This window comes from Pantoea sp. Taur (assembly GCF_009830025.1).
GTDB lineage: Bacteria > Pseudomonadota > Gammaproteobacteria > Enterobacterales > Enterobacteriaceae > Pantoea > Pantoea communis.
This window is the reverse complement of the sequence record NZ_SZZZ01000012.1, coordinates 156,669-170,006: the sequence shown is the minus strand read 5'-3', so window position 1 is coordinate 170,006 and position 13,338 is coordinate 156,669. Positions and strand designations below refer to the sequence as shown.

The following is a 13,338-nucleotide window of genomic DNA, read 5'->3' as shown; positions in this document are numbered from 1 at the left end:
TCCTGCGAGTGCCCACACAGATTGTCTGATAAATTGTTAAAGAGCGGTGCAATCAGCGCCTTAAGCTGCTGTTGCGAGGTGGCGTATATTACGCTTTCCTCCTTCAGAGTCAAACACTTTTTTCAGCGTTTTTTTCTCCGGCAGGATGAATTTCTTCACTCCCTGCTGAGCCGTCTGCGTTGCCGCTTTGCCGTCTCAGTGGTGGCGCATTATAGGCAGGTTCTGAGGAAGCGCAAGGGCAATTTTCAAGTTTTTATTCGTTCGCTTGAAAATTGCACAAAACCGCCTAAATCAGCCCTTTTTAATGCGTCCAGGCAGCTCTGACAGGCTGTTAAGCACCCAATCTGCTGCATTTTCGCCTTCAGCGGTGACCGGCTTACCAGTACGCACCAACACTTTCGTGCCCACACCTGCTGCTGCAGCTGCCTGCATATCTTCTATTTTGTCACCTACCATATAAGAAGCAGCCATATCGATGTTCAGATGCTTCTGCGCAGAGAGCAGCATACCCGGCTGCGGCTTACGGCAATCACATACCTGGCGATACTCTTCTACAGTTGCATCTGGCAGATGAGGACAGAAATAGATGCCATCAAGATCGACATCACGATCCGCCAGCGACCAATCCATCCATTCGGTGAGCTGCATAAACTGGTCTTCGGTAAACATGCCGCGCGCAATACCGGACTGGTTGGTCACCAGTACCAGCGCGAAGCCCATCTTCTTTAGCACCTGTAACGCTTCAATGGTGCCATCGATGAATTCAAAATTATCGATTTCGTGAACATAACCATGATCGACATTCAGGGTGCCATCACGATCCAGGAAAATAGCGGGGACTTTATTCGACACGTAGAAACTCCTGCTGCAAATAATGCCGCACAGTATCGCATGATTGCATATATAGAGAGAATGGCAGATTGAATGACTTCGATTGATTTAGCCGTCTGGATGCCTTAACATCCATCCAAATTTCACGCAGCGCAATCGCGTGAAACCCGATACACCACGGACAACGCAACACGATAACTATTAAACTAATGATTAAACTCGAAAACATTACCAAAGTGTTCCAGCAAGGTTCACGCACCATTCAGGCGCTTTCCAACGTCAGCCTGCACGTGCCTGCTGGACAGATTTATGGCGTCATCGGTTCTTCCGGTGCCGGTAAAAGTACGCTGATCCGCTGCGTTAACTTGCTTGAGCGTCCAACATCAGGACGCGTTCTGGTTGATGGTCAGGATTTGACTGCCCTCTCCTCCTCAAAACTGACGCTGGCACGCCGTCAGATTGGCATGATTTTCCAGCACTTCAATCTAATGAACTCACGTACCGTAGCCGGTAACGTTGCGCTGCCGCTTGAATTGGGCAACCTGTCACGTGAGCAGATTAAAAACCGCGTAACTGAACTGCTGGAGTTAGTTGGACTGGCGGACAAGCACGACAGCTGGCCTGCGAATCTTTCGGGTGGACAAAAACAGCGTGTGGCGATTGCGCGTGCGCTGGCCACGAATCCAAAAGTTTTGCTGTGCGACGAAGCCACCAGCGCCCTCGACCCAGCAACCACGCGTTCCATCTTAGAGTTACTGAAAGACATCAACCGCCGTCTGGGGATCACTATTCTGCTGATCACTCATGAGATGGATGTGGTGAAACGCATCTGCGACCAGGTTGCTGTTATCAGTAATGGCGAACTGATTGAGAAAGACAGCGTCAGTGAAGTGTTCTCACATCCTAAAACGCCACTGGCTCAGCAATTCATTCAATCGACGCTGCATCTGGATATCCCAGACGATTACCAGCAACGTATGACACCGCAAGCCACAGCTGGAAGCGTCCCGCTGTTGCGTCTGGAGTTCACCGGCAAATCAGTGGATGCGCCGCTGCTGTCAGAAGCTGCTCGTCGCTTCAATGTGAATAACAACATCATCAGTGCCCAGATGGATTATGCCGGCGGCGTGAAGTTCGGCATCATGCTGGCCGAGATGGATGGCAGTGAAACAGACACACAGGCAGCGATTGCCTGGCTGAAAGAAAATCATGTGAAAGTAGAGGTACTGGGTTATGTCTGAAGCGATGCTGTGGTTACTGACGCGTGGCGTCTGGGAAACGCTGATGATGACCTTCGTCTCTGGTTTCTTTGGTTTTGTACTCGGCCTGCCCGTCGGCGTGCTGCTGTATGTCACTCGCCCAGGGCAAATTCTGGCCAATGGCACACTCTATCGCGTGCTCTCAGCGGTGGTGAATATATTCCGTTCAATCCCCTTCATTATATTGCTGGTGTGGATGATTCCTTTCACGCGCATGATTGTCGGCACCTCCATTGGTTTGCAGGCTGCAATCGTGCCACTGACAGTCGGCGCCGCACCTTTCATTGCGCGCATGGTCGAGAATGCGCTGTTAGAGTTGCCAACCGGTTTAATCGAAGCCTCACGCGCGATGGGCGCGACTCCCCTGCAGATCGTACGTAAAGTGCTGCTGCCAGAAGCCCTGCCTGGTCTGGTGAATGCCGCTACAATTACTCTGATTACGCTGGTCGGCTATTCCGCCATGGGTGGCGCGGTCGGCGCAGGTGGCTTGGGTCAGATTGGCTATCAGTATGGTTACATTGGTTATAACGCCACTGTGATGAATACCGTGCTGATTTTGCTGGTTGTTCTGGTGTATCTCATTCAATTCTGTGGCGACCGCATTGTCCGTGCTGTGTCACATAAATAAGTAAACAACATCAATAGTCCTCTATTAAGGAAGGGATATGTCTTTCACATTTAAAAAGATTGCCGCTGTGGGTGCTCTGATTGGCGCAATTGCGCTGGCAGGATGCGATCAGAAAGCTAAAGACCCAAACCACATCAAAGTGGGTGTGATTGTCGGTGCTGAGCAGCAGGTTGCTGAAACCGCAGTGAAGGTCGCTAAAGAGAAATACGGTCTGGATGTTGAGCTGGTGACCTTTAACGATTACGTGCTGCCGAACGAAGCATTAAGCAAAGGCGATATCGATGTTAACGCCTTCCAGCATAAGCCTTATCTGGATCAGCAGATCAAAGACCGTGGCTATAAGCTTGTGCCAGTGGGTAACACCTTCGTTTATCCGATTGCTGGCTATTCAAAGAAAATCAAATCACTGGATGAACTGCAAAACGGTGCACAGGTTGCGATTCCTAACGATCCAACCAACCTCGGTCGTTCACTGCTGCTGCTGCAGAAAGTCGGCCTGATCAAACTGAAAGATGGCGTGGGCCTGCTGCCAACCTCTCTGGATATTGTTGAGAACCCTAAAAACCTGAAGATTGTTGAGCTGGAAGCGCCGCAGCTGCCACGTTCACTGGACGATCAGCAGATTGCGCTGGCGGTGATCAACACCACTTACGCCAGCCAGATTGGCCTGACACCTGCGAAAGATGGCATCTTTGTTGAAGACAAAGATTCTCCTTACGTGAACCTGATCGTTAGCCGTGAAGATAATAAAGATGCGGAAAACGTGAAGAAATTTGTTCAGGCATATCAGTCTGATGAAGTTTCTGAAGCCGCGAACAAAATCTTCAACGGTGGTGCAGTTAAAGGCTGGTAATTTTCGCCTTTGATGCCATCCAGGGCGGCTTCGGCCGCCCTTTCTTTTTGCTGACTTGTTATTTAATCCCGTCCTTGTTTCAATAACGCCACTTTTTACTACTGAGGATGTTGCCATGCGTTTTTTACCGCTCTGCTTGTTAGCATTGATGCTAACCGGGTGTGTCCATGAATATCACCCAATAAGCAGTGCTCCCGCCCGCCCGCAACCATCATCCAGCGAACCAGAACGTAAGCCTACTCCACGTCCTGCACCGGTAAAAATTTATACCGATGCCACCGATCTGGTCAGTAATCCGTTCCGCGATCTGGGCGAAGTCTCTGCCGATGATTGCCAAAGCAGCAGCCAGGATTCGCCACCGAATATCAATACCGCGCGTAAGCGTCTGCAGATTAAAGCAGCCGGGATGAAAGCGAACGCGATATTGCTGCATAAATGCGAAATCGTCACCAGCACGCCGGGCTGTTATCGTCAGGCGATTTGCCAGGGCTCAGCACTGAAAGTTTCCAATCAATGAGTGATTTTGCCTTTGCGCAAATCGGCGTGATTCGTTCGCCGTGGAAAGAAAAATTTGCCGTACCGCGCCAGCCTGGGCTAGTTCAGGATGGCGGCGGCGAGTTGCATCTCCTGCCGCCTTATAATCAGCCAGAAGCGGTGCGCGGGCTTGAAGCCTTCAGCCATCTTTGGGTGCTGTTTGTTTTCCATCAGACCATGGAAGGCGGTTGGCGCCCAACCGTACGCCCTCCTCGCTTAGGTGGTAACGCACGCATGGGAGTCTTCGCCACCCGATCCACCTTTCGCCCTAACCCCATCGGCATGTCGCTGGTCGAATTGAAAGGCATTCGATGTGAAAAGCAGCAGGTGATTCTGCAACTCGGTAGTCTGGATTTAGTCGATGGTACACCGGTAGTCGATATCAAACCCTACCTGCCGTTTGCTGAAGCCCTGCCCGATGCCCGCGCTGGCTTTGCCCAGAGCGCACCGGATGCCACCATGCCCGTGCGTTTCTCTGCTCTGGCGCAAAACCAAATCCAGCAGCAGAAGAACTATCCCCATCTGGCACGTTTTATCGCTGACGTTTTAGCGCAGGATCCCCGCCCAGCTTACCGTAAAGGTGAAGCGGAAGATCGTGAGTATGCTGCCTGGCTACTCGACTTTAACGTGCGCTGGCGTATCGATGAGATCGGCACAGAAGTGATCGCTCTCGATCCACGCTAAAACAAGCTTTTGAGTGAATGATCTCGCTGGTACACTAGCCGCCAGAAAATTTTTTGTCCGTGTCCTTCCGTACAACTGGAATCGTAATCAATGCGTACTACTCAATATCTGCTCTCTACTCTGAAAGAGACGCCATCCGATGCGGAAGTGATCAGCCACCAGCTGATGCTGCGCGCCGGTATGATCCGCAAACTGGCTTCAGGTCTTTATACCTGGTTGCCGACCGGTGTTCGCGTATTGCGAAAAGTTGAAAATATCGTACGCGAAGAGATGAATAACGCGGGCGCGATTGAGATATCTATGCCGGTGGTTCAGCCTGCCGATCTGTGGGAAGAGAGCGGCCGTTGGGAGCAGTACGGCCCGGAACTGCTGCGTATTAAAGATCGTCACGAGCGTCCTTTCGTGCTGGGTCCAACCCATGAAGAAGTGGTCACCGATCTGATCCGTAATGAACTGAGTTCATACAAACAGCTGCCGCTGAATCTGTATCAGATCCAGACCAAATTCCGTGATGAAGTGCGCCCACGCTTTGGTGTGATGCGTTCACGTGAGTTCATCATGAAAGATGCTTACTCATTCCATACCTCGCAGGAATCCTTGCAGGAAACCTACGATGCGATGTATCGCGCCTATAGCCAGAGCTTTAGCCGTATGGGTCTGGATTTCCGCGCCGTACAGGCTGACACCGGTTCGATTGGCGGTAGCGGCTCTCACGAATTCCAGGTGCTGGCGCAGAGCGGTGAAGATGATGTGATCTTCTCTAGCGAATCCGATTACGCCGCCAACATCGAAAAAGCCGAAGCACTGGCGCCAGCAGGCGAACGTCCGGCTGCGACTCAGGCGATGACGCAGTTCGCGACGCCAAATGCCAAAACGATTGCCGAATTGGTTGAGCAACATCAGATCCCGGTAGAAAAAACCGTGAAAACGCTGATTGTGAAAGGTGCGGAAGAGAGCGGCCATGCGCTGGTTGCCTTGCTGGTTCGCGGCGATCATGAACTCAACGAAATCAAAGCCGAGCATCTGGATATCGTTGCCTCTCCGCTGGAGATGGGCAGTGAAGAAGCGATTCGCGCCGCCGTTGGCGCAGGTTTTGGTTCTATCGGCCCGGTTGGTCTAAGCATGCCTGTGATTGCTGACCGCACCGTTGCCAAGATGAGCGATTTCTCTGCAGGCGCCAACATTGATGGTCAGCACTTTGCCGGCATCAATTGGCTGCGCGATCTGCCAGAAGCGCGCGTAGAAGATATCCGTAACGTGGTTGAAGGCGATCCAAGCCCGGATGGCAAAGGCACGCTGCAAATCAAACGTGGTATCGAAGTCGGTCACATCTTCCAGCTGGGTACCAAGTACTCTGACGCAATGAAAGCGGCAGTACAGGGTGAAGAGGGTCGCAACCAGATCATGACCATGGGTTGCTACGGCATTGGTATCACCCGTGTTGTCGCCGCGGCCATTGAGCAGAACCATGACGAACGCGGCATCATCTGGCCAGCCGCTCTGGCACCGTTCGAAGTGGCGATTTTGCCAATGAACATGCAGAAATCGTTCCGTGTGAAAGAGTTGGCTGAAGAGCTTTACAGCCAGCTGCGTGCCAAAGGCATTGATGTGATTCTGGATGACCGCAAAGAGCGCCCAGGCGTGATGTTCGCTGATATGGAACTGATTGGCGTGCCACATACTATCGTCATCGGTGACCGTAACCTCGATAACGAAGAGATCGAGTACAAGTCGCGTTCATCCAGCGAGAAGCAAATGATCAAACAGCACGATATTGTCGAGTTCCTGGCAAAAGCGCTGAACAAGTAAGACTAAAACGCCTCCAGCTGGAGGCGTTTTTCATTGCACTTTTCCCCGCATCGCTTTCACATTACTGCGCCGTGATTTCCCCTCGAGCCGCCGCTCTTTAGATGCACGCGTGGGTCGTGTCGCCCGCCGGGTTTTTTCCACCGTGGTTAACTCACGAATCAGATTGATCAGCCGCAGCAGGGCCGCCTCGCGATTCATTTCCTGGCTGCGATACTCCTGAGATTTGATGATCACCACGCCTTCTGCCGTAATCAAATGGTGGCTCGCAGCCAATAGGCGTTCCTTGTAGAACGGTGGCAGCGAAGAGGCATGGATATCAAAACGCAGATGGATAGCAGTAGACGTTTTATTCACATGCTGCCCGCCCGCACCTTGTGCACGAATAGCACTGAGCTCGACCTCGTTGTCTGCAAGTGAAACTGAACGCGACAGCACGATCATCTGTCACCTGCCTTTAAGAACGATGTTGTGTCGCGGAATAACCTGTTCATCAACTTAACCTTTTGTGCGCCGCCTTCCTGCTTAAGGCCAGCGCTGTGTGTCACTTTTACACTTTTCTTTGCACAGATCGCGGCTTCCCCTGGCTGATTTCCATGAAAATCCTGTGATATAGTCGCTTATCAACCAGAGTATTTAAGCTCTGCTGAGGAGGTGTATGTGCAAAAGTATTGTGAGTTAGTTCGCCAGAAGTATGCCGAAATCGGCAGTGGCGACCTGGGGTATGTGCCAGACGCGATAGGTTGCGCGCTAAACGCACTCAACGATATTGCCGCTAATTCTGCGCTAAACTCTTCTGTCAGGGAACAAGCAGCTTATGCTGCTGCTAACTTATTGGTGAGCGACTATGTTGACGAATGAAGCCTACAAACCCATCAACTGCGATGACTACGATAGCCTCGAGCTCGCCTGCACCAAACACTGGACGCTGTCTTTGGAGTTAAAAAACGGCGATCAGCTTAAGGCGAAAGCCGTTGACATGCTCTCACGTAAAAACGTGGAGTACCTGACGGTCGATCTCTCCGGTGAAACCCGCGAACTGCGTCTTGACCATATCGCCAGCTTCAGTCACCCCGAGCTGGGCACCGTCATCGTTAGCGAAGACGAATAAATCCTGCATCCGGGCGGGAACTGTTCTCCCGCCCTCCTCGCTTATGGCTTCAGCGAACTGTAATACGCCGATAAATCTTCCATATCCTGATCGCTCAATCCTGCCACAAACGCTTTCATCACTTCTGCCTGACCACCGCTACGCTCCCCTTTTTTATATGCCTGCAAGGAGTGCAGCAGGTAAGGCGCATGTTGCCCGGCAAGATTGGGATAAAGCGGCACAGCACTTTTCCCTTCCGCACCATGACACGCCAGGCAGGTTGCTGCTTTTTGCGCGCCTGCATTCACATCGCCGTCGGCAAAAGCCGGCAACGCTGCGGCCAGCAATGCTGCCGCCATCCAGTGTTTCATCATTGCTCTCCATCTTATTGTTGTTGTAACCAGATCGCTTGCCAGCCTTGCTCATGACTGGCCGCACCTTCGTGGGTGACAAAGATTCCCGGTGCACAGATCAGCGTCTGGTTGTAGTAAATCAAGGGGATACGCTCCCGCTGCCAGGGTGGCACACCTAATTCCTGCCACAATTTTTTTATCTCGCGGCCTCCGGCGCGGCCCAGCAGATGATAATAGCCGCTGGCCTGAAAACGAACGTTGATCGATTCGTCCTCGGTGGGATGACGCAAGGTGGCGATCGCCGGGTTTGCCTGTAATACGCCTAAATTCTCGGGCAGCCGCAGCAGTTGTTCACGATCATGCCAGGTTAGCGAGTGCTGACTCAGCGATGCATGCGCGTTAAGCCAATACAGCCGCTGTCGATACCGGCGGAGTGTAAAGGCAGCAAAACTCAGGCTGGGATTGGCATCTTCACGGCTACACATCACTTCATCGGTGATACGTTTTAAGGCATCACGTGAAGGCATCGCGCCGCCCTGCTGTGCAATCCAGCGACGCAAAAGCGCATGGCGCCGCGCTTCGCTCATCGTCAGCAATGGCGGAAAATGCAGTGCGCCCTGTTCATCAGTGAGCTGGGCCAACTGTTCTGCCAGCAGTTCATCCAGCAATTGCTCCTGCTCACCACACAACGCGGCACTGCGGGCGCTGGCGGCGCTAAAATGTGGCCAGCGCGTCTGCAGCAACGGCAGAATGTCCTGACGAAGAAAATTACGGTCATAGCGGCTGTCGGCGTTACTTTCATCCTCGATCCAGCGTAAGCGGTGCTCAGTCGCATAGGTTTCGAGTTGCTGGCGACTGAGATCCAGTAACGGACGCAAGTGCAAATGTTCCCCCACCTGACGCTGTATTGGCATTGCCGCTAGCCCCGCTGGACCGCTGCCCCGTTTCAGCGCCAACAGCAGCGTTTCACACTGATCGTCAAGGTGCTGAGCCGTAAGTAAGTGCTCACCGTGTTGCAGCTGTTGAAATAACGCCTGATAGCGTGCTTCACGGGCCGCCGCCTCAATGCCCTTTACACGACCATCCACCTGAACGCGCAACACTTCGCAGGGAATCTGCCACTGCTGACAGATTTGCAGGCAATGTGACGCCCAGCGCTCCGCATTTGGGCTTAATCCATGATGGACGTGCAACGCGCGCACCTGCAGCTGTGGCATCAGGCGTTGCCAGCTCACCAGCTGATGCAGCAGTACGGTGGAATCCAACCCGCCACTGAACGCCAGCACACAGCGGGCGTCGGGTTTCAGTAACGAAGCAAGATGGGAAAAGGACATAGCGTAATCCGTCAACGCGAACCGCCTGATTGCGGCCCGCAGCGGTGGCTAGTTTACGCTTGATACAGCTCCAGCGGCAAACCGTCTGGATCCGGAAAGAAAGTGCACGCTTTGCCGGTCAGGGCATCAATGCGGATGGGTTCGCACACCACGCCTTTCGCAGCCAACGCGGCAATCGACTGTTCAACATCATCAACACAAAACGCCAGATGACGCAGACCGCAGGCTTCCGGCCCACTGACGCGTGGCGGCGGCGAGGGGAACGAGAACAGTTCGATGGTATAAACCCCGTTCAGTCCCAGATCCCCTTTCCACGAATCACGCTCGGCGCGGTAATACTCACCCAGCAAATCAAAACCTAACACGTCACAGTAAAACGCCTTACTGCGCTGATAATCGGTGGCAATAATGGCAATGTGGTGGATCTGTTTTATCTGCAGCATAGCGGCTCCTAAAGAATCAGCCGCTAAGCCTACGTGCTCGGTAGCGCGCTGAAAAGAGGCAATTGTCCGAAGTTAACGGCTGTTTTCCTCACGGAGCACGCGCACCAGATAGCGCCCATCGTCGGTGAGCGTTGCACCATGGATATCGGTTTCAAATCCAGGATAGTGCCGTCCAATCGTGCAGAGCATCAGCAGAAAATCGAGCACCGCGCGACTCTCCTCCGTGATCATCTCGCCTGGCATCACCAACGGCACGCCCGGCGGATAAGGCAGAATCATGTTAGCAGAGACCCGGCCCACTAACTCACGGATATCGACGGTTTCGACTTGCCCCTGCACCTGGCGCTGGAAGGCCTGATGCGGCGTCATTTTTGATTCAGGTAAAACGTCGAAAGCCTTAAGCATCAGGCGTGGCAGATCGTGTTGTCGAATCAGATTATGAATGCCCTGCGCCAATGTCTGGATACGCATATTGCGATAGAAGTCGGGATCTTCGGCATAGAGATCCGGCAGCATGTTTTTCACCCGCAAATTAAGATCGTAGGCGCGTTTGAATTCAGTCAGACCACGCAACACGCTCATGGCTTTGGTTTTATCGATGCCGATGCTGAACAGGAACAGCAAATTGTACGGCCCGGTCTTCTCTACCACCACGCCGCGCTGATCGAGGAACTTCGCCACCAGCGCCGCCGGAATGCCTTCATCCGCCATTTTCCCCAATTCACTCATTCCGGGCGTCAGGATGGTGACTTTGATCGGATCGAGGTACATGTGATCACGATCGGCATGGGTGAATCCATGCCAGTCCTCTTCGCCTGGCTGGATCGGCCAGCACTCAGCTTCATCGATCTGCTCAGGCTGCCAGATGTCGAAGAACCAGCCATCGCACTCTTCACGCAGTCGCTGAATCTCACGACGGAAGTGCAAAGCGCGCTCAACTGAGCGATTGATCAATCGCTTTCCCGGATTACCGCGCAACATCGCCGCCGCCGTTTCAATCGATGAGACAATCGCGTAACTCGGCGATGTGGTGGTGTGCATCATGTAGGCTTCATTAAAGGTGTCGTGGTCGTAATCACCTTTGATGTGAATCAGCGAGGCCTGCGAAAACGCCGCCAGCAGTTTGTGCGTCGACTGCGTTTCATAAATCACTTTGCCGGGAATACGCTCCCCGCTCATACCACTTTTGCCGCTGTAGATGGGATGAAAGTTGGTATACGGCACCCAGGCCGAATCGAAATGAATCGACGGCACATCCAGCGTCTCTTTGATGTACTGGGTGTTATACAACAGGCCATCGTAAGTGGAGTTGGTGATGACGGCATGCACCGGCCAACTGGCGCGTGGTGTCTGATTAACTTTCTGCTGAATACTGTCGCGTGTGAATTCCCGCTGCGGGATTCCCCCTAAAATGCCCAGCGCATTACGCGTCGGCTTGAGCCAAATCGGGATGATGTCGCTCATCATCAGCAGATGGGTGAGTGATTTGTGGCAGTTACGATCGATCAATACCGTGCTACCTGCCGGCGCGGCATACATCCCAACAATTTTGTTCGAGGTTGAGGTGCCATTGGTCACCATATAGCTTTGTTCAGCGCCAAAAGTACGTGCCACATACTCTTCTGCTTCGAGGTGCGGGCCGGTGTGATCGAGCAGAGACCCCAGTTCGGTGACGGAGATGGAGACATCCGCCTTGAGCGTGTTTGCACCGAAGAAGTCATAGAACAGGCTGCCCACCGGGCTTTTCTGGAAGGCGGTGCCGCCCATGTGGCCTGGCGTACAGAAGGTGTATTTGCCCTCTTTCACATAGGTGAACAGCGCCTTGGTGAGCGGCGGCATGATTTTATCGATGTACTCATCGGTGTACTGCCGAATGTGCAATGCGATGTCGTCAGCGGCATTGAGCGCGTACTCAAAGAATTGCAGCGCCATGCGCATTTCGTTAATGCTGACATCCATCTGCGAATGGGTGTTAATAAAGGCATACAGCGGCAGATATTCGTTGAGCTGGTTGATGTCGCTGCACAGCGCCAGACTGTAATCGTCCCAGTCAAAAACCACGCCGCAGATACGCGGGTTGTGTTCTATCAGTTTCAGCAGGTCGCTGGCATTGTTGGGATAGACGGTCTGGAACCCTTGCAGCTTGAGGGCTGCGTCCAGTTCACGAATCGGTTCATCTTTGTAGAACGCGCCGTGCGGTCCCATGATCGCGATAATATTCAATGCTCACCTCCTGTGGTGTTATGGCACTGAATAAGGATAGCGAAAAGTGAGAGGTGAATGTTCTGGAATGCGGTGTTGTTGTTTAGGGGGGATTGCTGTCAATTGGGTGCGAGGGCCAGAAAAGGCCAGCCCGATCGCAAAGGAACAACGCATCCATGCAGATCGGCCGGGCCGTCCATGGCCCGGACGCTTTGCTCATCGGGCTAGCCTTCTCTGCCCGGTTAGAACGTCATGGCTGCCCAATTCATAGCCGTCTGAACGATCTCGCTCAGTAATTAGCGGGCATAAAAAAAGCGGACCGGAGTCCGCTTCTCTTCATGCACAGGCTGGCTTACGCGTAGCCATAGCTCATCAGGCGCTGATAACGACGGTTAAGCAGCTCTTCCGTGCTCAACACGTCGAGATCGGCCAGATCCGCCAGCAGTTGCTTTTTCAAGCTTGCCGCCATATCCACTGGTTGACGATGCGCGCCGCCCAATGGTTCAGGGATGATCGAGTCGATTAGCTTCAGCTCTTTCAGGCGATCGGCGGTGATGCCCATCGCTTCCGCAGCCAATGGCGCTTTATCAGCGCTTTTCCACAGAATAGAAGCACAGCCTTCCGGTGAAATCACCGAGTAGGTGCTGTACTGCAGCATGTTCACTTTGTCGCCCACGCCAATTGCCAGCGCACCACCGGAACCGCCTTCGCCAATCACGGTACAGATGACCGGAATTTTTAGACCTGACATTTCACGCAGGTTGCGTGCGATGGCTTCAGATTGTCCACGCTCTTCGGCGCCCACACCAGGGTATGCACCCGGGGTGTCGATGAAGGTGATCAGTGGCATTTTGAAGCGTTCAGCCATTTCCATCAGTCGCAGCGCTTTACGATAGCCTTCTGGTGCTGGCATACCGAAGTTACGACGGATTTTCTCTTTGGTTTCACGGCCTTTCTGATGGCCAATGACCATCACCGGACGACCATCAAGACGGGCAATACCGCCGACAATCGCTTTGTCATCGGCATAAGCGCGGTCGCCAGCCAACTCATCGAAATCATCAAACGCGTTGCGGACATAGTCCAGCGTGTAAGGGCGCAGCGGGTGACGCGCGAGCTGCGCAACCTGCCATGCACCTAAATCGGAGAAGATTTTACGGGTCAGCTCAACGCTTTTTTCGCGCAGACGCTGCACTTCTTCATCCAGATTAATATCGTGTTTCTCATCCGAACGGCCAATTGACTTCAGCGAGTCGATTTTCGCTTCCAGTTCTGCGATTGGCTGTTCAAAATCCAGGTAATTAAGACTCATAATGTTCCT

Annotated in this window: 16 protein-coding genes; 9 read left to right on the top strand and 7 right to left on the bottom strand. The window is 53.0% G+C overall.

Translation table 11 applies throughout. The annotated features are described in order from the left end of the window. Window positions 1-324, top strand: a 324-nt coding sequence (locus tag FD744_RS25620; protein WP_237449401.1) for a hypothetical protein, incomplete at its 5' end; no start/stop codon positions are given. Here FD744_RS25620 and gmhB read toward each other — a convergent pair. Then, the gene (gmhB, locus tag FD744_RS16945; RefSeq protein ID WP_034829426.1) at window positions 292-852 is read right to left on the bottom strand and encodes a D-glycero-beta-D-manno-heptose 1,7-bisphosphate 7-phosphatase; all 561 of its coding nucleotides are present in this window, start codon (window positions 850-852) and stop codon (window positions 292-294) included. The two genes, FD744_RS25620 and gmhB, sit on opposite strands and share 33 nt — an antisense overlap. A gap of 188 nt (window positions 853-1,040) precedes the next feature. Between gmhB and metN the strand changes: the two genes are divergently transcribed. From metN to proS, 6 genes are all read left to right on the top strand, one after another. Then, window positions 1,041-2,072 carry a methionine ABC transporter ATP-binding protein MetN gene (metN, locus tag FD744_RS16940; RefSeq protein ID WP_160868787.1) on the top strand — a complete coding sequence of 344 codons (1,032 nt, stop codon included), beginning with the start codon at window positions 1,041-1,043 and terminating at the stop codon, window positions 2,070-2,072. After that, entirely contained in the window at window positions 2,065-2,718 is a 654-nt protein-coding gene (locus FD744_RS16935; protein ID WP_034829428.1) for a methionine ABC transporter permease MetI, read from the top strand. Before metN ends, FD744_RS16935 begins: the two co-directional genes overlap by 8 nt. A gap of 37 nt (window positions 2,719-2,755) precedes the next feature. Then, window positions 2,756-3,571, top strand: coding sequence for a MetQ/NlpA family lipoprotein (locus FD744_RS16930; RefSeq protein ID WP_034829430.1), 816 nt, complete (start codon window positions 2,756-2,758; stop codon window positions 3,569-3,571). Between the two features lie 115 nt (window positions 3,572-3,686). After that, window positions 3,687-4,088, top strand: a complete 402-nt coding sequence (rcsF, locus tag FD744_RS16925) for an Rcs stress response system protein RcsF (RefSeq protein WP_160868786.1) — start codon at window positions 3,687-3,689, stop codon at window positions 4,086-4,088. Next, on the top strand, window positions 4,085-4,789 hold the full coding sequence (gene tsaA, locus FD744_RS16920) for a tRNA (N6-threonylcarbamoyladenosine(37)-N6)-methyltransferase TrmO (protein WP_034829435.1): 705 nt from the start codon (window positions 4,085-4,087) through the stop codon (window positions 4,787-4,789). The genes rcsF and tsaA overlap by 4 nt, the downstream gene beginning before the upstream one ends. 90 nt (window positions 4,790-4,879) lie before the next feature. Continuing rightward, on the top strand, window positions 4,880-6,598 hold the full coding sequence (gene proS, locus FD744_RS16915) for a proline--tRNA ligase (RefSeq protein WP_097118395.1): 1,719 nt from the start codon (window positions 4,880-4,882) through the stop codon (window positions 6,596-6,598). Window positions 6,599-6,628: 30 nt separating this feature from the next. Here the strand turns inward: proS and arfB are convergent, their stop codons facing one another. Continuing rightward, window positions 6,629-7,039 (bottom strand): alternative ribosome rescue aminoacyl-tRNA hydrolase ArfB, encoded by a 411-nt coding sequence (gene arfB, locus FD744_RS16910; RefSeq protein ID WP_160868785.1) that lies wholly within the window; start codon window positions 7,037-7,039, stop codon window positions 6,629-6,631. 216 nt (window positions 7,040-7,255) lie between these two features. On the opposite strand from arfB, the gene FD744_RS16905 reads away from it, so the two are divergent. Both FD744_RS16905 and rof read left to right on the top strand, forming a co-directional pair. Beyond that, window positions 7,256-7,456, top strand: coding sequence for a YaeP family protein (locus tag FD744_RS16905; RefSeq protein WP_013507964.1), 201 nt, complete (start codon window positions 7,256-7,258; stop codon window positions 7,454-7,456). After that, the gene (gene rof / locus FD744_RS16900) at window positions 7,443-7,706 is read left to right on the top strand and encodes a Rho-binding antiterminator (protein ID WP_160868784.1); all 264 of its coding nucleotides are present in this window, start codon (window positions 7,443-7,445) and stop codon (window positions 7,704-7,706) included. The genes FD744_RS16905 and rof overlap by 14 nt, the downstream gene beginning before the upstream one ends. A gap of 41 nt (window positions 7,707-7,747) precedes the next feature. Here rof and FD744_RS16895 read toward each other — a convergent pair whose 3' ends face one another. The 5 genes from FD744_RS16895 to accA form a co-directional block, all read right to left on the bottom strand. Then, complete coding sequence (locus tag FD744_RS16895) at window positions 7,748-8,056, bottom strand: cytochrome c (protein WP_034829444.1); 309 nt, start codon at window positions 8,054-8,056, stop codon at window positions 7,748-7,750. A 14-nt stretch (window positions 8,057-8,070) separates the two neighbouring features. After that, on the bottom strand, window positions 8,071-9,372 hold the full coding sequence (gene tilS, locus FD744_RS16890) for a tRNA lysidine(34) synthetase TilS (RefSeq protein ID WP_160868783.1): 1,302 nt from the start codon (window positions 9,370-9,372) through the stop codon (window positions 8,071-8,073). Window positions 9,373-9,425: 53 nt separating this feature from the next. Then, window positions 9,426-9,815, bottom strand: coding sequence for a VOC family protein (locus FD744_RS16885; RefSeq protein WP_058962058.1), 390 nt, complete (start codon window positions 9,813-9,815; stop codon window positions 9,426-9,428). Window positions 9,816-9,887: 72 nt separating this feature from the next. Then, window positions 9,888-12,038: a lysine decarboxylase LdcC gene (locus tag FD744_RS16880; protein WP_097118392.1), complete on the bottom strand. Its 2,151-nt coding sequence runs from the start codon at window positions 12,036-12,038 to the stop codon at window positions 9,888-9,890. A 331-nt stretch (window positions 12,039-12,369) separates the two neighbouring features. Next, on the bottom strand, window positions 12,370-13,329 hold the full coding sequence (accA, locus tag FD744_RS16875; RefSeq protein ID WP_034829454.1) for an acetyl-CoA carboxylase carboxyl transferase subunit alpha: 960 nt from the start codon (window positions 13,327-13,329) through the stop codon (window positions 12,370-12,372). Window positions 13,330-13,338 lie beyond the last annotated feature (9 nt).